Genomic DNA, 22,102 nt, shown 5'->3' with positions numbered 1-22,102 from the left:
AGTTCTTCAGGCTAGCCAAACTTTAAAACAATGAAACTTTGTCAGGAACGACAAAAACGGATAGTCACAGGATAAGTGTGCCCATGAAAACAATGATGATCAAACCTTTAGTAATTGCTGTCGGTTTAACAATGAGTGTAATGGCCAATGCGCAAAGCAGCCAGGAAGTTGAGCAGCTTCGTCAGGAAGTGCAACAACTGAAAGCACTTGTTCATCAATATGCTCAACAAAATCAAACGGTTCAAGCGAATTTAAACCAACTTGCCAATACTGCGGTACAACCACCTGTTGCACAAAAAGCCAGCACTGAAAAGCGCGGCTTGGGTATGACGCTGGGTAATGCTGAATTTAACCTGTATGGAAACGTCCGTATGGATGGTTCTTATCAGGTTGAGGGCAGTAGCCGAGATTTGCCATATAACCATATTAATGCCGTAGCGTTAGAAGGCAATAATGAAAGTAGTGATCGTTTAAGATCAACGCTTTCTGCTACACGTTTAGGTTTGGATTTCAAAAGCCCTGTGGGTGATCAAGACGTAAAAGGTAAAATTGAAGTCGACTTCTTGGGCGGTTCAAATTTTGATAACTTACGTATTCGTCATGCTTACTTAAATTATGCTGACTGGTTAATTGGTCAAACCTGGTCTAACTTTGCGGTACCGGATTATATGCCGGAAACAGTCGATGCTTTGGCCTATGCCGGTGGCGCAGTTAAACGTACCCCGCAAGTGCGTTATACCGCGAAATTCAGCCCGCAAACCAATCTGGTGGTGGCTGCTGAAGACCCAAAAGATAACAGCATCACCCAGCGTTTACCGGCTTTAACTGCGCGCTTAAATCATCAGTTCGCCGATAACATGAGCGTGAGCGCACGTGCCATGGGCCATGAAAAACGCATCAATTCTGATGAAGAAATGGCGTGGGGTGTGGGCTTGGGCGCTAAATATGATGTGACCCCAAGCACGACTTTAAAAGCAGACTACTACCATGTGAAGGGTGATAGCAGTTTTGTGTCTTTTGCCAATACCGGCACCATCCAGGGGGCGAATGGTCTGGAGCAAAGCGAGTTTGATTCGATTACTGTCGGTCTGACCCAGAAGTTTAATGAAAAACTGCGCGGCACAGTGGGTTATGGCTATATGAGCTTTGATCAGGATGCTGATTATCTGGCAGCGACTCCAGCAGATAAACGAACTGGCGTTAACAAAGACTTATGGCAGGCATGGGCCAATGTCTTCTATAGCCCGATCAAGCCGGTTAGCTTAGGTCTGGAATATGTCTATGGTGAGCGTGAAGCAGTAGTTCCTGCGGCCAATGGCAGCAAAACAGGTGAAGACAACCGTATTAATATGGTGGCCATCTATAACTTCTAATTACACGCTATAGATTAAAAAAGCCGGAAGGACACTTCTGGCTTTTTTGGTTTTAGACTTTTTTGGACTTAAGTCTAATGTGGGGGGGAAATTACAGCAAAAATATCAGGCATTTTCACCGAGTCTGACAAAAGCATACGACATTTTCATGAAAAATCCTGCGCCTGCACAAAAGCAAATCAGAACAATAAAACTTCTCCCATCGAAGTCGGGACCGAAAAAGTGCAGAATCTTGTCAGACAAAACCAGCTAAAACATAAGGAAAAGACAAGTTTTGTCCTGCATTCACATGGAATCGAGATTATGAATCTATATAGTGGGCATGAACATTAAAAAAAGAACATCCGTTCACTGAAAAAATCATGAGGCCGCTATGAGCACTTCTGTAGAGTATAAACCCGAGTGGATTCGAGAAGATTTTATTGATTTTATTGCAGAAAAAATAAATCCAGTCTGGGCATTGAAAAAAGTCAAAGCCTGCGTTGTTGAAATTCAGGCATTAAGTCCAGACTTTTATAAAATTCATTTACGTCCCAACCAGAATTTTCAGGCACAGCGTTTTCAGGCCGGACAAAGTATTCTGGTCACGCTGGCGATGAATGGGGTACGCCAGCAGCGCAGCTATTCTATTGTCACTTTGCTCGATAACGGCGATGTGATTCTGGCCATCAAACGACAAGGTAAAATGTCCAATGCCTTGACCCGGTTACCGGCAGGGGCTGTGGTGGAGCTGTCCCAGCCGCAGGGCAATTTTGTGCTGCCGGCACAAGTTCCATCTTTATGTTTTATTGCATCGGGCAGTGGGATTACCGCGATTTATTCCTTATTACAAAAAGCCGTGGTCAGCTCGACCCAGCCGATAGACCTGCTGTATTTCACCCGGGATGATGCCTTCCATGCCGAAATTAAAACCCTGGCGCTGATGTATCCACATTTTAAATATCATCATTTTAATACTGTAGAACAGCATCAGCATCTGTCTTTGAGCTTACTGCAAAACACGGTCGAGCAACTGGGTGAGCGACATATTTATGCTTGTGGTTCAGCCTCGATGATGCAGGCCGCCCAGCAGATTTGTCAGCAGCTGGATTTAAGCGAGCAGTTTCATTCCGAGTATTTTCAAATGACTGCAGATGCAACTCTGGAGGCGCAGCCGGTGCAATTCTTGCGCTCGCAGCAGGATTTTCAGGCCAACAGTAATTTGCTGGACAGTGCCGAAGCCGTCGGGCTAAGACCGGCCCATGGCTGTCGCATGGGTATTTGCAATACCTGTTCCTGTACCAAAGTCAGCGGCAGCGTGCGTAATCTGCTGACCGGTGAAATTGACCATAACCATAATACCCAAATCAAACTTTGTGTGACGCAGGCAATCAGTCCTGTCGTGATTAACTTATAATCTGGAGGGAACATCACATGAATATGCCTGCCGCGTTACATCCGAACAGCAAGTCAAAATATTTAACCGAGGCTCAGATTCAGGAATTTGGTGCCAAAGTGGAAGCCATCCGCCGTGAAGTCATGGACGATCTGGGGGAAAAAGATGCCCAGTATATTTATAAAATCCGTAATTTTGTCCGCTATAGTGAAATTGCCTCACGTGGGATGCTGATGTTTGGCGGCTGGATTCCGCCAGTATGGTTATTGGGGACTGGTTTACTAGGATTATCCAAAATTGTTGAAAATATGGAGCTGGGTCATAACGTCATGCATGGCCAGTTTGACTGGATGAATGATCCGACCCTGAACGGTGCCAGTTATGACTGGGACACCATTGCCACCGGAGACGACTGGAAATATACCCATAACTATATTCATCACACCTATACCAATATTGTCGACAAAGACCACGATGTTGGCTATGGCTTGCTGCGGGTTAGCGAAGCGCAAAAATGGGAACCGCGTTTTCTGATGAATATTCCGCTGGCTATTCAGCTGATGGTATTTTTTGAATGGTATGTGGGACTGCAACGTCTGCATTTAGAAGATGTACTGGTTTATAAAACCAAAACCTGGAAACAGGTCTGGGATGAAGCGGCCGGTTTAAGAAAGAAAATGCGCCGTCAGGTGGTCAAAGATTATGTCTTTTTCCCGCTGCTTGCCGGGCCAAATGCCATTCCGGTTTTTGCCGGCAATGCTGTCGCCAATGTGATTCGCAGCCTGTGGGCATCTGCAGTCATCTTCAATGGCCATTTCACTGAAGATGCAGAAAATTTTGAAGCCGACAACACCGAAAATGAAAGCCGGGCTGAATGGTATATCCGCCAGATTCGCGGTTCGAGTAATTTTAGTGGCACCCAGTGGCTGCATATTTTAAGTGGAAATTTAAGCCATCAGATTGAGCACCATTTATTTCCGGATATGCCGGCCAACCGTTATGCCGAAGTAGCGCCAAAAATTAAAGCGCTGTGTGCAGAATATGGTATTCATTATAATGAAGCCAATTTTATCCAGCAGTTTTCCAGTGTCTGGGTGCGTCTGGCCAAGTGTTCGGTGCCAAATCACTGGCAGGACAAAATCGGGCAGGGCGGTCACCTGATTCGTACCTGTCTGGCCCAGCTGAAAGCCAAATTCCAGTAACAGCAGATTTTAGCCAGCTTTTATAAGACCAGAAGATAAGATGTCTTTTGGTCTTTTTTATTTTGCATAACTGCTGCATTTTTTACTCAAGACTCAAACTTGAGTGCAACAGCGCTACAGGAGCATGAGCTATTTTTACAGAAAAAACGACCGGTCTTGCCGATTATGTAACTGAATTATATTTATAAGTTTCTGATATCTCTGCGCTTTATTTTTGAGCAGCTGGCAAGTTAACGTGGTTTAACAAAACTGAACTATGGTGATTTTGGCGAATCTCCTAAGCTGGTTTGAGTGAAAAATAATGGAAAATAACAAGATGTCAGTTGTCTCTCAGAACAGTTATCGCCCCTTAAAACTCGAACGACAAAAAAGCTATCGGGAGCTGTTTCATTTCTTTCTGGATGAAAGCACGCCAGCACCAGAAAAAGAAAAGCTTTCGGCCCAGCTTTTACAGCGCGAGCTTCACCAGATAGATCCCCCATCTATTCCTTTACCCGATGAGCCAGTCCAGATCAAAGACTGGCTTTTTCAGCAGAATATGCAGAATTGTGAACGCTATCAGCAGTATTTAAGCCGGCGTCAGGCTGGTGGTCAGCGTGAATACTTTCAGCATGTAGCAGCAGCCTATGATTTTCTGGTGAAAGTCGCGCCAGTAAAATATGTTGATGGTTCCTGGCTGTATAGCACCTTAAAACATTGGTCTGATCCGAATTTTCAGCATCTGATCATGATTTATCTGGAAGAGCTGGGCCTCGGTTCAGCCAAAGCCAATCACGTGTCGATGTATCAGCAATTGCTCAGCAGTCTGAATCTGCAAGATCTGGTCGAAGGACTGGAAGATGAATACTATTATCAGCCCGTGGTACAACTGGCGCTGGCCTATGCGCCGCAGCAATATCTGCCGGAAGTGATTGGTTTTAATTTAGGCTATGAACAGTTGCCGTTGCATTTGCTGATCAGTAATTATGAACTGGCTGAACTGGGGCTGGATCATCAGTATTTTAATGTGCACATTACCATTGATAACCTGGACAATGGTCACGCGCATCGTTCAGTCGCCGCACTGGAATATGGCTATAGTCAGGCCGCCAATAAAACAGAGTTTATTGACAAACTGAAACGCGGCTATGCTCTGAATGATGTTGGCCTAGGCTCGACTGAAATTATTAAAAACAATGATTTAACCCCGCTGATTGAAAAGATTTTCAAGAAAAAAGCTGTGGTCGGCAAGTTGATTCATAATAACCGCTGCCGCTTTGCTCAGGCATCGGTGAATGAATGGCTCAGCAATGACCAGAAAGTGGTTGAGTTCCTTCAGGTGTTACAGGATAAACAGTGGATTAAACGCGGCCAGCATCCGAGTGAAAGCCGCTTCTGGCAGCTGATTCACAATGAAGAAGGTAAAATGTTTGGGGTGTTTTCAGTCGCTGAACAGCAGATTATTTATGACTGGATTGCCCAAGCCTATACCGAACGCCGTGCGCCGTTTAAGGCAGTAACCCCGGTGCAGCAGGTCGATGATTATATTGTCGATTATTTCAATTCAAGCGAACAGCAGGCCTTGCAGCAGCAATTAAAACTGGCGCGTAACGCGGAAGAAAAAATCAATCTGCTATTGCCTTACTTGGCGCCGCATCAGCATCATAATCCCACTGGTTTATGGGCCACGCGTCAACTGACCCAGTTTTTATTCCCGCAAGCACTGCAGCAGATTCAATAAAATTTGATGACTACTTGTCATCACCTAACAAAATGCCAATCCTAAGGATTGGCATTTTTATAGAAGTTTAAAAGGGTTCCAGCAGAACAGAAGGGCATTTAGTGGGATTTCTTTTTACCGCTGCCATCCTGTTTATTGACGGTAGACCAGCCAATGCGTTCTGCTTCTTCTTCGGAATGGCCTCGCTCTTTTTCCGATTCAATAATATGGCGGGCCTGACGTTTCTGCTTGTCGGTATAGGCCGACTTATCACCTCTAGACATCAGTTTCACTCCTGTATAGATCTGCATGTTTCAATAAAACTCAAAATGTTATCTACATTGCTTGTGTGCCTTTAAATGCCGTTAACCATTGACAATAGTACCGCCATTAACATGAATCACCTGACCGGAAATATAGCTGGCTTCATCGGAGGCTAAAAACAGATAAGCCGGCGCAACTTCACTTGGCTGACCCATGCGGCCCATGGGGGTATCTTCACCAAAACCTTTTAGCTGTTCTTCATCAAAACTGCTTGGAATTAACGGCGTCCAGATTGGGCCGGGTGCGACACCATTCACCCGAATCCCGGTTTTATTTTTTAGCAGGTTGGTCGACAGGCTACGGGTAAAGGCAGTAATAGCCCCTTTGGTACTGGCATAATCAATCAGCTCATTATGGCCCTGATAGCTGGTGATACTGGTGGTATTGATAATACTGTCACCGGCCTGCATTTGAGGAATCAGCAGCTGGGTCACATAAAACAGCGGGTAGAGGTTGGTTTCAAAGGTTTTATGCAGCTGTTCGGGATTAATATCTTCAATGGTTTTTTGTGGATATTGCACAGCAGCATTATTGACCAGAATATTAATATGCGGAAACTGCTGCAAAGCCAGATCGACCATCTGCTGCACTGCCGCATGTTGGCGCAGGTCACACTGAATCAGCAGACATTGACGACCTTCCTGCTCAACCAGTCGCTTGGTGTCTTGCGCATCCTGATCTTCTTCTAAATAGGGAATAATAATATTGGCACCTTCGCGGGCAAACAGCACTGCCACGGAGCGGCCGATGCCGCTATCACCGCCGGTAATTAAGGCCACCTTGTCTTTGAGTTTTTGACTGCCCTGATAATTGCTTTTAATAATTTCAGGTTCGGGCGTCATTTTATATTGCACACCGGGCTGATGCTCCTGTTTCTCTTGCGGAGATGGGCTGTCAGGATAATGATTCATGGAGTTCTCCAAATTTTAGGGTCGATTTATTGTTTTGCTCAATCAGATGAAATCGTTAGCGATAAAAAAGCACGAGTCTGGGCAGATCGTGCTTTTTAGAAGTTATACCGCTTCCCACTGACGGGTGACTTCTTCAGAATTCTTGTTCAGGATAATCTGGTTGCCACGAATTTCTTCCACCCAAGAGATCAGAATGTAATGGTGCATCCCATCGCCAGAATCCTGCTTGGTCAGTTTGATTTTATCGCTGCCTTCCAGATGATCGACCGTACCCACATGGGTGCCGCAGGAGGCAATAACTTCGCTATGTTTCTGAATGTTATTTAAATTAATATCAGCCATTTTTATTACTCCAATTCAGATGAAATAAATATCTCTATTTAATTTAAACGCCTCAAAGAGATAAAAATAGCTTTATTTAAAATCGAAACAACTCCGCCATAGAGTATAACAATTCACTACATGCAGATATATATTAAACATTATGAAATATCTAAATGATTGAGGCTAAATTTAAATAATTAAAGCTATTGTTATATTGAAATAGATGAGTTGAGATAATCAAAAATCATATATTTATAAATCTCATTTTATTATTTTTAAATAAAAATTATAAACTACAGAAGATCTCTAGCTACTTATTGGTTTAAACGCTTAATCCTGCATCAGCTAGATGGTTGAGCGGTCGAAATAATCAAAACTGAAAGGGCAGGGCTGTGTATCTGTATGTAAGTCAATTTTCAGGCAATCACTAAAACTCATTAAACTGATTGAATAAAACAATCAACCTATTAAGCATTTGTTTTTAAATGATTATATAAAAATATTGCAGCTGGAATTTTTCAAAAAAACGAGAAAAATTAAGTACTTTTTGTCATTACAAAATTGTTTGTAAAATAGACAAAAAAGGGCTGTACAGTGCTGTGAATTGTGTATAATTCCGCCAACAAAAGCCCCTGCAAGTTTATAGATTTTCCTATAAGTGTGCAGGGGTTTTTCTATGGACAATTTTTTGGAATGGGATGCCCTGTTTTTAGAAGGTGGCACATACATGTTGTTTTCCAAAACCACAGTCGTCGATGCATCTGCCCAGCTCAATGCACAAGGTCTGGCAACCAAACTCAGCTTTTTTGGTCTGGGTTTAAGTACGGCATCTTGGGCACCGCTCATTCCATTTGCACAACAACGTCTTTCTTTAAACCATGCAGACTTTGGCCTGTTGCTACTCTGTATGGGGATTGGATCGATGCTGGCCATGCCTGCGGCCGGTCTGTTAATCCAGCGTATTGGCTGCCGTATTTTAATCGGGATTGCGCTGGTTGTAGCGATGATCATTTTGCCGTTACTGACGGTATTTGGTACTGCCTTAAGCATGGCAATTGTGCTGTTTATCTTTGGGACCGCGGTGGGTGCATTTGGGGTGGCCATTAATTTACAGGCGGTGATTGTTGAAAAGAACAGCCTGAAAAATATGATGTCCAGCTTCCATGGTATGTGCAGTCTGGGCGGTTTACTTGGTGTGCTGACTGTGACTGTGCTGCTGTCATTGGGTGTTTCACCGCTAATGAGCGCTTTAATCATGAGCGCGGTGCTGGCCTTTATTGCCATTCTGGCCGTTCCCAACAGCCTGTCTGAAATTGAGAAAAAATCAGACACAGCCCCAGAAGACACCGCACCATCAGCGAAGCAGAAATTTCGCCCAAGCCCGATGATTCTGTTAATTGGTTTGGTCTGTTTTATTGCCTTTTTATCAGAAGGCTCAGCAATGGACTGGAGCGGAATTTATCTGGTTAGCAACTTTGGGATGGACGCTTCTTTTGCCGGTCTGGCCTATACTTTCTTTGCCATTACCATGACCATCGGCCGTTTTTCTGGACGTCGCTTACTGAGAATGTGGGGCGAGAAAAACATCATCACCTATAGCGCGCTGTGTGCGGCCTTGGGTCTAGGCATTATTGTGATGGCGCCGCACTGGGCGGTGGTCCTGCTGGGTTATGCCTTACTCGGTTTTGGCTGTTCCAATATTGTGCCAGTGATGTTCTCCCGTGTCGGACGTCAGAATATTATGCCTAAAGCAGCTGCTTTATCGCTGGTATCGACCATTGCCTATAGCGGTTCATTAAGTGGCCCGGCGCTGGTCGGTTTCCTAAGTGAAGCCATTGGCCTGAGCACCGTCTTTGCGCTGGTGGCCTTATTGCTGCTGTCGATTGCTGTCTTAAACCGCTTTACCCAGGTCGACTAAATCGGACATTCAGCTACTTATCTGTGTCTTCCTTTTCGCCAGTCAGCGCTCACTGACTGGCTTTTTTTATATTTAAGCCGCAATTCATAAGACAATGAAAGTGAAATCAAGGGACTAAAGAATATATTTAAAAATTATGGACTCTATTTAAATATTTTTTATTATTAAGAAAATAAACCACTTCATCTTAACGCGTCTATTATTTCATTTTGTAAATAAAAACAGCTGAAATATAAAAATAGTAAAAAATTAAAAAAGATATTTAAAAGAATAAAATTTTACTATTTTAAATACAGCCTGTTAATTTTTTAAAATAAAAAAGACCTGCTACATTCCAATGATCTGAAACAAAGCGCGGCTGTTTATCTTAATTTTCACTCTTATCTGGCTTTGTTGCATAAATATGTAAGCATCTGATTTAAATAAATTTAATTTTGGATCAAAAAATAATCAAAACTTTTAAAATCATATAGTTATGAAATCTTTGTGCAACAAAGCCGCTCAACACAAACTCATCTTAATAGGATTTATAGGGCAAAAATTTCCCGGATAGCACCACATTTACCCGGTCGCCATTTTCATGGCTTTCCCGTTGAATATCCATACTAAAATCAATTGCGCTCATAATCCCGTCGCCAAATTCTTCATGAATCAGCTCTTTAATGGTAGAACCATAGACATTTACCACTTCATACCAGCGGTAAATTAAAGGATCGGTCGGAACGCTGGTCGGCAGGGAGCCTTTATACGGCACAATCTGTAGCCAGGCCACGGCTTCATCACTCAGGTTAAATATCTGACCAATTTTTTCGGCCTGTTCCTTATTCAAGGCCATTTGCCCCAAACAGGCTGCCGTCACCCATTCTTTGGATAAACCAATTTCCTGCGCCACACTGGACCACTGAATATTGTTCAGTACCTTGGCAGATAAAATCATGTCTGTCACTTGTTGGCGGTGGCTAATCATATCTATTTCCTCAACTGCTTATAGCTAAAACACTGAGAAGGGAAAAGCACAATGTATGCCAGCTTAAAATCAGCTCAGATATTGAATCTGACCATGGCGTAAATTTATCTTTCACACAAAGTTGGTACGTTCCTTGCTGTATCTCCACTGAACTGATGGCAACGACGCCATAAATTTTTAAAACATGCTGGATGATTCAGGCAATGGCGCCTAAGACGTGAAAGTCGTCTTAGGCGCTTTTTATTTGCAAATCATCCCACCGCTAAATTTCAATCGTTGAGGGGTACTCGCAATGGCTTATCTTGCACCTTCCGAATTTGCAACCAAAGTTGTGGATGCCGGTGAATCGAAACTACATATGGCAAACCGTGATGTGCTGATCCGCGCCACCATGGCCGGGGCTATTCTGGCGCTGGCAGCGGTTTTTGCAGTCACCATTGCAGTGCAAACCGGCGTGCCTTTAATTGGTGCATTATTATTCCCGGTGGGCTTTTGTATGCTGTATCTGCTGGGCTATGACCTGCTGACCGGGGTATTTGTCCTGACACCATTGGCCTGGCTGGATAAACGTCCGGGCGTGACTTGGGCCAGAATCCTGAAAAACTGGGGTGTGGTGTTTGTCGGCAACTTCACTGGTGCGCTGATTGTGGCAGTGATGATGGCAGCGGTCTATACCTACGGCTTTTCGACCGAACCAAACAAGGTCGGTCTGGCGATTGCACATATTGGTGAAGACCGGACGCTGGGCTACAAAGAATATGGCGTAGCTGGCTGGATCACAATTTTCATTCGCGGCATGCTCTGTAACTGGATGGTGTCGCTTGGCGTGATTGGCGCGATGATGTCGACCACCGTTAGTGGCAAGTTTATTGCGATGTGGATGCCGATCATGCTGTTCTTTGCCATGGGCTTTGAACATTCGGTGGTGAATATGTTCCTGTTCCCGTTCGCGATGATGATGGGCGGCGATTTCTCGGTGATGGACTACTTTATCTGGAATGAGTTACCGGTAGCGCTGGGGAACCTGGTAGGTGGTTTGGCTTTAACTGGTCTTGCGCTTTATACCACGCATGTCCGCACTGCACCAAAACGCGAGTTCTAAGTTTTAAGCACACAGGATGAATTCAGGAATCAGGGAAGATTCCAGCCAGTTGAGAACAGCGCATGTCCACTTTGCCATCTTCACACCAGACTTCACTTCAAATTCGGCTTGGGCAATATAGTGCTGCCGGCCGCAAAGAGAGCAATCAGGATTTTCACGGCGCGGCCGTTCCGGAGGGCTATCTGGCACAGCAAAAGGGCATTGCCTGCGCCATTGCCGATGGTATCAGCAGTAGCAATGTCAGTCATATCGCCAGTGAAACCGCAGTGTCCAGTTTTCTGGCCGATTACTTTTCGACGCCCGATTCCTGGAGTGTCAAAACTTCGGTCGACCGGGTGATTCGTGCCACCAATTCCTGGCTCTATGCCCAGACCCAGCAAAGTCAGGGCCGTGTCGATAAAGACCGCGGCTATGTCTGCACTTTTAGCGCGCTGGTATTCAAACATGAGACCGCACATCTGTTTCATATTGGTGATGCCCGTATTTACCGCTTGCGTGAGCAGCAGCTGGAACAGCTCAGTGTTGACCATCGGGTCTGGTTATCTTCCCGGGAAAGCTATTTAAGCCGGGCTTTGGGCGTGGCCCAGAAAGTAGAGATGGATTATTTAAGTCTGCCGTTGGCACAGGATGATATTTTCCTGTTGATGACCGATGGTGTATATGAATATCTGTCGGACAGCCAAATTATCGAGGCACTTCACAGTCCCGAAACTTTAGATCTTGACCAGGTAGCAGAAACGCTGGTCCATCTGGCTGATGCACAGGGCAGTCCTGATAATTTAACCCTGCAAATTGTGCAGGTACAGCAGCTGCCACAGCAGGCTCAGTCACCATTTCAGCCGAGTCGTAACCAGCTGAGTCTGGCCCCGGATTTAAGCATAGGTCAGCAGTTTGAAGGCTATCGGATTCAAAATGTGCTGCACCAGAACCATCGTAGCCGTTTATATCTGGCTTGGGATGAGACGCGGCAGCAGCAACTGGTCATTAAAATTCCAGCACTGGATTTAACCCAGGATGCGCAGGCACTGGAGCGTTTTTTGCTGGAAGAGTGGGTGGCGAAACGGATTCAGCATCCACAAGTTTTAGCGGCCTATCCGCATCAGCGCAGTAAATCTTATTATTTTCAAACCTATGAATATTTATCTGGCCAGACCTTAAATACATGGTTGCATCAGCAACGCCAGCCGATTGCGCTTGAAACCGCCATCCAGATTACGGAACAGATCATTAAAGGCTTGCAGGCTTTTCACCGGCTGGACATGCTGCATCAGGATATTCGCCCTGAAAATATCATGCTGAATGCACAGTTAGAGCTAAAACTGATTGATTTTGGTGCAACCCTGGTCAAGGGGATTTCCGAATCACAGCCGCAACATGCCGCGGCTTTGGGCACCTTGGCCTTTATGGCGCCGGAATATTTTTGCTCGCGGCCGGTTTCCACCCGTTCAGACCAGTTTTCACTGGCCGTGGTACTGTATTATGTACTTAGCAAACAGTTACCCTATGGCACCGAACTGGCGCGTTGTCAGACGCTTAAACAGCTAAAAACGGTGCGTTATCATTCAATTTTAGAATATCGGCCAGATATTCCGGTGTGGATTGATGGAGCCTTGCATAAGGCCTTGGCCCTGATGCCAAATGAACGCTATGAGGTATTGTCGGAATTTCTGTATGATCTTAAGCATCCTAACCGGTATTTTTTAAAGCCGGTTCAGTCTTCCTTGCTGGATAAAAATCCTGTTAGATTCTGGCAGGCGGTTTCAGCTATGTTATTTTTATGCTTGCTGTTGTCTTTGGCGTTGATGTTTAGTGTTTAAATTAAATCAGTGATTTTTAAATGCTGGACTGATTATAAAATCAGAGCCACTTGGCTCAGCGATTGTCGTTTCAATACAGCCCCATTTTGATGATGAAATCCGCGCTTAAAATGTATTAATCCCAGCTCCCGAAGGAACTGGGATTACCTACAAAATTAAAGTGAAGAGTTATTCATAACGTCTTCAGGATTGGGTAAGTGAGCCAGAAGCTTCGTTCTGACTCATCGGAATTACCTTACATATTCGGGTAATTCGGACCACCACCACCTTCCGGTGTTACCCAGGTGATGTTCTGTGATGGATCTTTAATGTCACAGGTCTTGCAGTGTACGCAGTTGGCTGCGTTAATCTGGAAGCGCTTGGAACCATCATCATTTTCCATAATTTCATACACACCCGCAGGGCAGTAACGCTGTGCCGGCTCATCCCATTTAGGCAAGTTCACATCGACCGGAATCGAGGCATTGGTTAGTTTCAGGTGCGCTGGCTGGTTTTCTTCATGTACGGTATTGGATACAAACACCGAAGACAAACGGTCAAAGGTCAGCTTGCCATCCGGTTTTGGATAGTTCGGCTTAAAGCTTACCGCATCTACGGTTTTCAGTGCGCTGAAGTCAGGCACTAAATCATGCAGGGTAAATGGCACTTTAAAGATGTTCTGGTCGATGAAGTTAAACGCACCACCAAACCATTGACCAAACTTGTGCATTGCCGGGCCAAAGTTACGCGCGTTGTAAAGCTCTTCTTTTAGCCAGCTGTTGTTGAACTTCTCGGTATAAGACGTTAATTCTTTTGTAAAGAAATCTTCACCCTCAGTCACGCGGGCAATCGCCAAGTCACCACCTTTTTCGACACCAGCAGCAATCGCTTCAAAGACTGCCTCACCACAAAGCATGCCGGATTTCATTGCGGTATGAGAGCCTTTGATTTTGGCAAAGTTCAGGAAGCCTGCATCATCACCAATTAAAGAACCACCCGGGAAAGTGAATTTCGGCAGCGAGTTAAAGCCACCTTTGGTCACGGCACGTGCGCCATAAGAAATACGCTTACCACCTTCCAGATACTGTTTAATCAGAGGATGAGTCTTCCAGCGCTGCATTTCCATAAATGGATACATGTGCGGGTTTTCGTAAGACAGATCGACGATCATCCCCAGCGTGACCTGGTTGTTTTCCGCGTGGTAGAGCCACCAGCCGCCGGAAGAACCGGTTTCAGACAATGGCCAGCCGGCACCGTGCATCACCAGACCTGGTTTATGTTTGGCCGGATCAATTTCCCACAGCTCTTTAATGCCGATACCGTAGTGTTGAGGGTCGGCATCTTTGTCCAGATTAAATTTTTGGATCAGGCGTTTGCCTAAGTGACCACGACAGCCTTCAGCAAACAGGGTGTATTTGGCATGCAGTTCATAACCTGGGGCAAAGTTGTGGGTCGGTTCACCATCTTTACCAATGCCCATATCACCAGTTTGAATGCCTTTTACTGTGCCATCTTCATGGTACAGAATTTCAGACGCCGCAAAGCCCGGGAAAATAGACACTTCCAGTTCTTCGGCTTTCTGGCCTAACCAGCGCACCACGTTGCCGAGTGAAATGACATAGTTGCCATTGTTGTGCATGGTTTTTGGCACCATCCAGTGTGGCGCTTCTTTCGATGTGGTTTCAGACAGCAGGAAGAAAGTTTTGTCTTCTGTCACCGGTACATTTAAAGGTGCACCTTCTTCTTTCCAGTTTGGGAACAGCTCATTGATGGCACGTGGTTCCAGCACCGCACCTGACAAGATGTGCGCACCGACTTCGGAGCCTTTTTCTACGACACAAACGGACAGATCATTCAGGTTATTTTCAATTGCAAGTTGACGGATTTTAATCGCCGCAGACAGACCCGCAGGGCCAGCACCTACGATAACGACATCAAACTCCATGGCTTCTCGGTTAATATCTTCCATAATAAGAAATCCTGTTTCGCTATACGATATTTATATCATTATATAAATCGGTTTTGAAGTTTATTTTTTAACTTTTTATTTGAAATAGGACTGTATTCAACGTTTAGATTTGTGAGCTTTGTTGCGCAGGAGAAAAGCTGCTTTGCATGGGAAGGGCGGTGTTGGAATTAGGTTATATCGAACGAAATAAAAAGAGCGACCTGTGTCGCCCTGATTATGATGTGCTTAGATATTATTGAGATTCATCGCAATATTGTTGACCATATGAATCAGACGCGGGCCAATCTCGTTTTCCAGTTTTTCCTGATTTAACAGATAACTAGGCGCGCCGCAGTTAAAGGTCAAAATACCATGTTTAGGATGAATCAATGGCACCGCCACAGAGTTGACATCTTTGGCCCAGTCACCTAAAGACAGACAGTAGCCATAATCCTGATAGTCGCGGATCGCACGTTCCAGATTACGTTTAATGGTCGTCCATTGCTCTTCGTGTCTTTTCTTGATCGCGTCAAACAGATATTCACGTTCTTTCACGTCCATAGCGGCTAGGCAGGCACGTCCCATGGCACTGGAATGAATCGGTAATGTTGAACCGACCGAACGGCGCATGGTCAGGGTCGTGTCAGTATGGACTACTTCCAGATAAATCATATTCAGACGGTCACGGGTGGCCATGGCGACCGGCGCCTGGGCATAGCGTGACATTTCTTCCATGAACGGATGAGCCTGCGTTCGCGCAGAAATATTGCTTAATGCCGAATAACCCAATGCCAGTACGCCTACATCAAGTAGATATTTGGTCGTATTTGGCAACTGTTTTAAATAGCCCAGAGAAACCAGGGTGCTGGTAATACGCGCCACGGTCGGTTTGGGCAAATTGGTCATTTGCGCAATTTCCTGATTACCTAACAACTGATTGGTCGCCGAGAAGCATCTTAAAATCTCAAGTCCACGTGCAATAGAGGCAATGAACTGCGGATTATTTTCGCGGTGAATATGCGAAATCGGATCCAAGCGAATTTCATCAAAGTTAGGGATTTCACCTGTTTTATTTTTTGTCATGTTCAGCATAAATAGAGTAAATTAATGAATATGATAGCAACTTAGTTTCACGATACAAAATAAAACACATAAATTATTGATAAATTGTACAAAAAATAAATGATTTTTATTCTGTATCGCGGCCAAACAGGTTGCGATAAGTTTTTATAATACGATAAAAGTAACGTTTGTACTTTTAGAGTAAAACCTCCAATAAAGCAATGAATTTTATTGTTTAGTGCCTAATTTTATGGTCCCTTAATCATTTCTGATTAATATTCATCCTTAAATTTAAATTTTTAAAGAAATAATTTCGTATTATGAAATTTTATTCTATATTAATTAAAACAGAAATTCAGTAAAAATTTGCTTATTTATAGAAAAAATAAATTTTTTCATAAAATTTCTTGCTGAAATCTTAATTTTGTGATTATTTATTTCGTATTGCGAAATGAAAATAAGGGTGAAGGAATTTACCCAAACCAGATAAAACGGAGATTCCTATGATTCGTGATCCAGAAATGCTTGATCAACTTCTATCAACGATTCGCGATTTTGTGAAAAACGAGCTCGTTCCACTCGAGCATGAAGTAGAAGAAAATAATGCCATTCCTGAACACATTGTTGATCAGATGAAAGAACTGGGGCTGTTCGGTCTGACCATTCCTGAAGAATATGGCGGTTTAGGCATCACCATGGAAGAAGAAATTCTGGTGGCGATGGAGCTGGGCCGGACTTCTGCTGCTTTCCGCTCTTTAATTGGTACCAACAATGGTATTGGTTCAAGCGGTATCGTAATTGATGGTACAGAAGAGCAAAAGCAAAAGTATTTACCACGTTATGCAACGGGTGAAATCATTGGCTCGTTCTGTTTGACTGAGCCAGATTCTGGTTCAGATGCAGCATCTTTAAAAACCAGTGCGGTAAAAGATGGTGATTACTACGTTTTAAATGGAACCAAACGTTTTATTACCAATGCACCACGTGCCACCACTTTCACGGTCATGGCGCGTACCAATCCGGAAATTAAAGGCGCCAGCGGTATTTCAGCTTTCTTGGTTGAAGCGGGTACGCCAGGTTTAAGTCTGGGCAAAATTGATAAAAAAATGGGTCAGCATGGTTCATATACCTGTGACGTAATTTTTGATAATTGCCGCGTTCATAAAGATCAGCTGATTGGTGGAGTTGAAGGCGTTGGCTTTAAGACAGCCATGCGTGTACTCGACAAAGGTCGTTTGCATATTGCCGGCTATAGCGTCGGTATGGCAGAACGTATGCTGGAAGATGCCTTAAATTATGCGGTGGAACGTAAACAGTTTGGTCAGCCAATTGCAAATTTCCAGCTGATTCAGGGTATGTTAGCCGACTCAAAAGCTGAAATTTATGCAGCCAAATGTATGGTGCTAGATGCAGCACGTAAGCGTGATGCCGGTCAGAATGTCACGGTTGAAGCCTCATGTGCCAAAATGTTTGCCACTGAAATGTGTGGCCGCGTTGCTGACCGCTGCTTGCAGATTCATGGTGGTGCCGGCTATATCAGCGAATATTCAATTGAACGTTTCTATCGTGATGTGCGTTTATTCCGTTTATATGAAGGAACGACCCAGATTCAGCAAATTATCATTGCACGTGAAATGATTAAACAAGCGACTGCTTAATCGAAATAAGAAGGGATGATAGACATGACAAAAATTAGATTTGACTGGCAAGACCCATTCCTGCTGGAGCAGCAGCTGACTGCAGAAGAACGCATGATCCGTGATACTGCTGCGGCCTATTGTCAGGACAAGCTGATGCCACGTGTACTGGAACAGTTTCGTCATGAAAAAACCGATCCGACCATTTTCCGTGAAATGGGCGAGCTAGGCTTACTAGGCCCAACCATTCCTGAACAGTACGGCGGTGCCGGTTTAAATTATGTCAGCTATGGTCTGATTGCCCGTGAAGTCGAACGCGTCGATTCAGGTTACCGCTCTATGGCCAGTGTACAAAGTTCGCTGGTGATGGTACCGATTAATGAATTTGGCTCGGAAGAACAAAAACAGAAGTATTTACCAAAATTAGCTACGGGTGAATATATTGGCTGCTTTGGTCTGACCGAACCGGATCATGGTTCTGACCCGGGCAGCATGATTACCCGTGCCAAAAAAGTCGATGGCGGTTATCGCTTAACGGGCGCAAAAATGTGGATTACCAACAGTCCAATTGCCGATGTATTTGTGGTTTGGGCCAAAGAGGTTTCACCTGAAGGCAATGTCGGTGACATTCGCGGCTTTATTCTGGAAAAAGGCTGGGAAGGGCTGTCTGCGCCTGCGATTCACGGCAAGGTCGGTTTACGTGCTTCCATCACCGGTGAAATTGTGATGGATAACGTATTTGTCCCAGAAGAAAATGCTTTCCCGGAAGTTCGTGGCTTAAAAGGTCCGTTTACCTGCCTGAACAGTGCCCGTTACGGCATTGCCTGGGGTGCGATGGGTGCGGCAGAGTTCTGCTGGCATACCGCACATCAGTACACCATGGACCGTAAACAGTTTGGTCGTCCTTTGGCTGCCAATCAGTTAATCCAGAAAAAACTGGCTGATATGCAAACTGAAATCGCTTTAGGTTTACAGGCCGCATTACGTTTTGGCCGCATGAAAGATGATGGTATTGCCTCGATTGAAGGTACATCTTTAATCAAGCGTAATAACTGTGGCAAGGCGCTGGATATTGCCCGTTTGGCCCGTGACATGATGGGTGGTAACGGCATTTCGGATGAGTTTGGTGTAGCGCGTCATCTGGTGAATCTGGAAGTGGTGAATACCTATGAAGGGACGCATGACGTACATGCCTTAATTCTGGGCCGTGCACAGACCGGAATTGCTGCGTTTGTTAACTAAAAAATTGATCCTCTCTAGCCGGCATTTGCTGGCTAGAACTCCTGCTGTTTTATGGACTTTGACCATGATTTAACTTCATCTGGCAAGAGTAAATACCAAAAAATGAAGTCGGAAAATGGAAATAAAAACTGGATGTTTTTAATTATTTTCCAAGCCAGAATCAGGGTTTGAATAACAGTCATCATCTCATCACAGGACGATAAGTTATCTCAAAAGTTCTGCAGGCACAGGAATGCTAAAGAAATATTAAGGACGCTATGAACACAATCAGTTCCCAACAACACCAGCTGGAAGGTGAAAACAGACCAAAGAAAAAAGTCTGGATTTTAGCCTTTATTTTCTCGTTTTTAGCATTATTGGTGGATGGGGCAGATATTGCCTTATTGGCCTATAGTCTGACCAGTCTTAAACAGGAATTCTCATTAACGAATATGCAGGCGGGTGCCTTAGGTAGCTGGACACTTGCTGGAATGGCCATTGGTGGCTTTTTTGGTGGTTGGGCTTGTGACCGCTTTGGGCGAGTTCGCGTGATTGTGATTGCTATTGCGCTCTTTTCAACCTTAACCTGCTGGTTAGGATTCGCAGAAAGCTATGATCAATTCAAGTGGTTACGTTTTATCTCTGCAATTGGCTTAGGGGCTTTATATATTGCCTGTAACACGCTCATGGCAGAATACGTGCCAACCAAGCATCGCTCGACGGTACTGGCGGCTTTAATGACCGGCTGGACCTTAGGTTCGGTGGTGGCCACGGCGCTAGCAGGCTGGTTATTGCCAGAATATGGCTGGCGTTATCTGTATTACATCGCCATTATTCCAATTGTACTGGCTGTAGTGATGCACTTTTTGGTGCCAGAACCACAGGCTTGGCTCGATGCGCGTAAAGCACGCCAAGAAGCAAAAGCCAGCGGTATTGTTCAGGAAAAACCAAAAAATACCTTCAAAATGGTGTTTGAAGATGCCTTAAGCCGTCGCATGTTCATTCTCTGGTCATTCAGTACCGCATTTTTACAGTTTGGTTATTACGGTGTAAGTAACTGGCTGCCGGCTTATTTAGAATCTGATCTGGGCATCAAGTTTAAAGAAATGACCATGTACATGATTGGTACGTTCCTGATCATGATGTGTACCAAAGTCATTGCCGGTTATATTGCTGACCGTATTGGCCGTCGTGCTGTATTTGCCTTCGGGACCATGGGCACCGCGATCTTTATTCCGGTTATTGTATTTGGCAATACCCCAGACAATATCCTTTGGTTGATGCTGTTCTTCGGTTTCCTGTATGGCATCCCATACGGTATTAACGCGACCTATATGACGGAAAGTTTCTCGACCAAAGTTCGTGGGACCGCGGTGGGTGGTGCCTACAACGTGGGCCGTTTAGGTGCAGTTTTCGCGCCATTAACCATTGGTTACTTTGCTCAAGGTGGATCAATTGGTACCGGTTTACTGATTATGGGCGTTGCCTATTTTCTTTGTGGTCTGATTCCCGCGCTCTTTATTAAAGATCGTTTATTTGACCCACAAAAAGCAGATTAATCTGTATATCGCAACATAGAAAAGATGCTAGGAAGCAAGATGATGAATAAAATCACACAGGATATCGAAGCAATACTGAAACAGATTCCTGATGGTGCGCACATTATGACCAGTGGTTTTGGTCTGGCAGGGCAACCGATTGAGCTGATTGAAGCATTAATTGATCTTGGTCCGAAAGAATTAACCATTATCAATAATAATGCAGCGTCTGGCGATCGTGGACTGACCAATTTGCTGTTGTCTGGACTGGTCAAGAAAATGATCTGTTCTTTCCCGCGCGCCAATAATTCCACTGTATTTGAAGATTTGTATAAAGCCGGAAAAGTTGAACTGGAACTGGTACCACAAGGAAATCTGGCTTGTCGTATTCAGGCCGCCGGTGCAGGACTAGGCGCCATTTTCACACCAACCGGCTTTGGGACCAAAATCGCAGAAGGCAAAGAAACCCGCCACATTAACGGTAAAGACTATGTCCTGGAATATCCGATTCATGCCGATTATGCCTTGATCTATGCCAATCAGGCTGATCGCTGGGGTAATTTAACCTACCGCAAGGCCGCACGTAACTTTGGTCCGATTATGGCCAAGGCGGCCAAAACGACCATTGCCCAGGTGCATGAAATTGTCGAGCTGGGTGAGCTGGACCCTGAAATTATTGTAACGCCGGGCATTTTTGTACAGCATGTGGTTCAGGTTGGAGATATTAAATAATGAATATTCAAAAACGTACACGTGAACAGATTGTACAACGCGTCGCACAAGACATTCCAACCGGCTCTTTTGTCAATTTAGGAATTGGTTTGCCAACACGCGTGGCAGGCTATTTAAAACCGGAGCAGGAAGTCATTTTACATTCTGAAAATGGTGTCTTGGGTTTTACCGCCTTGGGTGCAGATGAACAGCCAGACAATGACCTGATTAATGCAGGAAAAGAGCTGGTCAGTATGCTTGAAGGCGGCAGCTTTATGAATTCTGCTGATTCCTTCGATATTATGCGCGGCGGACATTTAGACATCTGTATTATGGGTGCATTTCAGGTGGCAATTAATGGAGATCTGGCCAACTGGCATACTGGTGCTTCCGATGCGGTGCCAGCCGTCGGCGGTGCCATGGATCTGGCGGTCGGTGCGCGCTGTGTCTATGTTTGTATGGAGCATGTCACCAAAAATGGCGAAGCTAAAATTGTGGATGAACTGACTTATCCAATTACCGGTAAACACTGTGTTAACCGTATTTATACCGATTTATGCGTAATTGAGCTGAAAGACAATCAGGCTTTCGTACTTGAAATGGTAGATGGGCTGAGCTTTGACGAACTGCAGCAGCAAACTGGTTGTAAACTGATTGATGCGCGTCAGGTGGCTTAAAATCATCTCATTTCTTCTTTAGGTAATTAAAAAATCGCAGCTTCGGCTGCGATTTTTTATATTGAAATTATTAAATCTCTTTGATCAATCACAAAATATTCGTTTTATTCATATTTAAAAGAAGATTAAAAACGCCATCTCTTGTATCAGATATGGCTCAGGATGAAGATGGATCACAACCTTTTTCTTAGGGGCGATGCAGGTGATTTCTTGGTAGAGGAAGGAGCTTTTCTTGCTTTATTCTGCACATTTCTCATTTTAGTATTGCGAGCAGAAAGCAAGGCTAAGACAAAAAGACTCTTACTGGGCTCCAGTTT

At 44.5% G+C, this 22,102-nt stretch carries 18 protein-coding genes; 12 read left to right on the top strand and 6 right to left on the bottom strand.

Annotated features, from left to right (window positions below):
* The first annotated feature begins 83 nt into the window (after positions 1–83).
* The 4 genes from F905_RS05190 to F905_RS05175 all read left to right on the top strand — a co-directional run bounded on the left by F905_RS05190 (position 84) and on the right by F905_RS05175 (position 5,670).
* Positions 84–1,373, top strand: coding sequence for a DcaP family trimeric outer membrane transporter (locus F905_RS05190; RefSeq protein ID WP_005178070.1), 1,290 nt, complete (start codon positions 84–86; stop codon positions 1,371–1,373).
* 373 nt (positions 1,374–1,746) lie between these two features.
* A complete protein-coding gene (locus F905_RS05185) occupies positions 1,747–2,769 on the top strand; it encodes a ferredoxin reductase (protein WP_005178067.1) in 1,023 nt (340 codons plus the stop codon).
* Positions 2,770–2,786: 17 nt separating this feature from the next.
* The gene (locus tag F905_RS05180) at positions 2,787–3,950 is read left to right on the top strand and encodes a fatty acid desaturase family protein (protein WP_005178063.1); all 1,164 of its coding nucleotides are present in this window, start codon (positions 2,787–2,789) and stop codon (positions 3,948–3,950) included.
* 316 nt (positions 3,951–4,266) lie between these two features.
* The gene (locus tag F905_RS05175) at positions 4,267–5,670 is read left to right on the top strand and encodes an iron-containing redox enzyme family protein (protein ID WP_228127889.1); all 1,404 of its coding nucleotides are present in this window, start codon (positions 4,267–4,269) and stop codon (positions 5,668–5,670) included.
* Positions 5,671–5,768: 98 nt separating this feature from the next.
* Here F905_RS05175 and F905_RS15395 read toward each other — a convergent pair whose 3' ends face one another.
* The 3 genes from F905_RS15395 to F905_RS05160 form a co-directional block, all read right to left on the bottom strand.
* Positions 5,769–5,933, bottom strand: coding sequence for a hypothetical protein (locus F905_RS15395; RefSeq protein WP_005178055.1), 165 nt, complete (start codon positions 5,931–5,933; stop codon positions 5,769–5,771).
* An 81-nt stretch (positions 5,934–6,014) separates the two neighbouring features.
* Positions 6,015–6,896, bottom strand: a complete 882-nt coding sequence (locus tag F905_RS05165; RefSeq protein ID WP_228127888.1) for an SDR family oxidoreductase — start codon at positions 6,894–6,896, stop codon at positions 6,015–6,017.
* A gap of 90 nt (positions 6,897–6,986) precedes the next feature.
* Positions 6,987–7,226, bottom strand: a complete 240-nt coding sequence (locus F905_RS05160) for a DUF2171 domain-containing protein (protein ID WP_005178051.1) — start codon at positions 7,224–7,226, stop codon at positions 6,987–6,989.
* Positions 7,227–7,884: 658 nt separating this feature from the next.
* Here F905_RS05160 and F905_RS05155 point away from each other — a divergent pair.
* Complete coding sequence (locus tag F905_RS05155; RefSeq protein ID WP_005178049.1) at positions 7,885–9,126, top strand: MFS transporter; 1,242 nt, start codon at positions 7,885–7,887, stop codon at positions 9,124–9,126.
* 517 nt (positions 9,127–9,643) lie between these two features.
* On the opposite strand, the gene cynS is transcribed toward F905_RS05155, so the two are convergent.
* On the bottom strand, positions 9,644–10,093 hold the full coding sequence (gene cynS / locus F905_RS05150; RefSeq protein ID WP_005178047.1) for a cyanase: 450 nt from the start codon (positions 10,091–10,093) through the stop codon (positions 9,644–9,646).
* 292 nt (positions 10,094–10,385) lie between these two features.
* Between cynS and F905_RS05145 the strand changes: the two genes are divergently transcribed.
* Both F905_RS05145 and F905_RS05140 read left to right on the top strand, forming a co-directional pair.
* Positions 10,386–11,195 carry a formate/nitrite transporter family protein gene (locus tag F905_RS05145; RefSeq protein ID WP_005178046.1) on the top strand — a complete coding sequence of 270 codons (810 nt, stop codon included), beginning with the start codon at positions 10,386–10,388 and terminating at the stop codon, positions 11,193–11,195.
* Positions 11,196–11,257: 62 nt separating this feature from the next.
* Positions 11,258–13,012, top strand: a complete 1,755-nt coding sequence (locus F905_RS05140; protein WP_005178044.1) for a bifunctional protein-serine/threonine kinase/phosphatase — start codon at positions 11,258–11,260, stop codon at positions 13,010–13,012.
* A gap of 235 nt (positions 13,013–13,247) precedes the next feature.
* Here F905_RS05140 and F905_RS05135 read toward each other — a convergent pair whose 3' ends face one another.
* Together F905_RS05135 and F905_RS05130 are read right to left on the bottom strand one after the other, a co-directional pair.
* Complete coding sequence (locus F905_RS05135) at positions 13,248–14,960, bottom strand: electron transfer flavoprotein-ubiquinone oxidoreductase (RefSeq protein WP_005178042.1); 1,713 nt, start codon at positions 14,958–14,960, stop codon at positions 13,248–13,250.
* A 225-nt stretch (positions 14,961–15,185) separates the two neighbouring features.
* Positions 15,186–16,022, bottom strand: coding sequence for an IclR family transcriptional regulator (locus F905_RS05130; protein WP_034597686.1), 837 nt, complete (start codon positions 16,020–16,022; stop codon positions 15,186–15,188).
* A 482-nt stretch (positions 16,023–16,504) separates the two neighbouring features.
* Between F905_RS05130 and F905_RS05125 the strand changes: the two genes are divergently transcribed.
* The 5 genes from F905_RS05125 (at position 16,505) to F905_RS05105 (ending at position 21,785) form a co-directional block, all read left to right on the top strand.
* Entirely contained in the window at positions 16,505–17,659 is a 1,155-nt protein-coding gene (locus F905_RS05125; protein WP_005178038.1) for an acyl-CoA dehydrogenase family protein, read from the top strand.
* A 24-nt stretch (positions 17,660–17,683) separates the two neighbouring features.
* Positions 17,684–18,880 carry an acyl-CoA dehydrogenase gene (locus F905_RS05120; RefSeq protein ID WP_005178037.1) on the top strand — a complete coding sequence of 399 codons (1,197 nt, stop codon included), beginning with the start codon at positions 17,684–17,686 and terminating at the stop codon, positions 18,878–18,880.
* A gap of 257 nt (positions 18,881–19,137) precedes the next feature.
* Entirely contained in the window at positions 19,138–20,418 is a 1,281-nt protein-coding gene (locus F905_RS05115; RefSeq protein WP_005178035.1) for an MFS transporter, read from the top strand.
* Positions 20,419–20,457: 39 nt separating this feature from the next.
* Positions 20,458–21,129 (top strand): 3-oxoacid CoA-transferase subunit A, encoded by a 672-nt coding sequence (locus F905_RS05110; RefSeq protein WP_005178033.1) that lies wholly within the window; start codon positions 20,458–20,460, stop codon positions 21,127–21,129.
* Entirely contained in the window at positions 21,129–21,785 is a 657-nt protein-coding gene (locus F905_RS05105; RefSeq protein ID WP_005178031.1) for a 3-oxoacid CoA-transferase subunit B, read from the top strand. Before F905_RS05110 ends, F905_RS05105 begins: the two co-directional genes overlap by 1 nt.
* The last annotated feature ends 317 nt before the right edge of the window (positions 21,786–22,102 follow it).

Origin of the sequence: Acinetobacter sp. CIP 53.82, assembly GCF_000369465.1 — a bacterium.
Classification (GTDB): domain Bacteria; phylum Pseudomonadota; class Gammaproteobacteria; order Pseudomonadales; family Moraxellaceae; genus Acinetobacter; species Acinetobacter indicus.
Note: the sequence above shows the minus strand (reverse complement) of the source record. Positions and strands in the feature narration are given on the sequence as shown.

Excerpts from the sequence above, each read along its gene's own strand:
- F905_RS05190 (WP_005178070.1), top strand. The coding sequence starts at position 84 with ATGAAAACAATGATGATCAAACCTTTAGTAATTGCTGTCGGTTTAACA.
- F905_RS05185 (WP_005178067.1), top strand. The coding sequence starts at position 1,747 with ATGAGCACTTCTGTAGAGTATAAACCCGAGTGGATTCGAGAAGATTTT.
- F905_RS05180 (WP_005178063.1), top strand. The coding sequence starts at position 2,787 with ATGAATATGCCTGCCGCGTTACATCCGAACAGCAAGTCAAAATATTTA.
- F905_RS05175 (WP_228127889.1), top strand. The coding sequence starts at position 4,267 with ATGTCAGTTGTCTCTCAGAACAGTTATCGCCCCTTAAAACTCGAACGA.
- F905_RS15395 (WP_005178055.1), bottom strand. The coding sequence starts at position 5,933 with ATGTCTAGAGGTGATAAGTCGGCCTATACCGACAAGCAGAAACGTCAG.
- F905_RS05160 (WP_005178051.1), bottom strand. The coding sequence starts at position 7,226 with ATGGCTGATATTAATTTAAATAACATTCAGAAACATAGCGAAGTTATT.
- F905_RS05155 (WP_005178049.1), top strand. The coding sequence starts at position 7,885 with ATGGACAATTTTTTGGAATGGGATGCCCTGTTTTTAGAAGGTGGCACA.
- cynS (WP_005178047.1), bottom strand. The coding sequence starts at position 10,093 with ATGATTAGCCACCGCCAACAAGTGACAGACATGATTTTATCTGCCAAG.
- F905_RS05145 (WP_005178046.1), top strand. The coding sequence starts at position 10,386 with ATGGCTTATCTTGCACCTTCCGAATTTGCAACCAAAGTTGTGGATGCC.
- F905_RS05140 (WP_005178044.1), top strand. The coding sequence starts at position 11,258 with ATGTCCACTTTGCCATCTTCACACCAGACTTCACTTCAAATTCGGCTT.
- F905_RS05135 (WP_005178042.1), bottom strand. The coding sequence starts at position 14,960 with ATGGAAGATATTAACCGAGAAGCCATGGAGTTTGATGTCGTTATCGTA.
- F905_RS05130 (WP_034597686.1), bottom strand. The coding sequence starts at position 16,022 with ATGACAAAAAATAAAACAGGTGAAATCCCTAACTTTGATGAAATTCGC.
- F905_RS05125 (WP_005178038.1), top strand. The coding sequence starts at position 16,505 with ATGATTCGTGATCCAGAAATGCTTGATCAACTTCTATCAACGATTCGC.
- F905_RS05120 (WP_005178037.1), top strand. The coding sequence starts at position 17,684 with ATGACAAAAATTAGATTTGACTGGCAAGACCCATTCCTGCTGGAGCAG.
- F905_RS05115 (WP_005178035.1), top strand. The coding sequence starts at position 19,138 with ATGAACACAATCAGTTCCCAACAACACCAGCTGGAAGGTGAAAACAGA.
- F905_RS05110 (WP_005178033.1), top strand. The coding sequence starts at position 20,458 with ATGATGAATAAAATCACACAGGATATCGAAGCAATACTGAAACAGATT.
- F905_RS05105 (WP_005178031.1), top strand. The coding sequence starts at position 21,129 with ATGAATATTCAAAAACGTACACGTGAACAGATTGTACAACGCGTCGCA.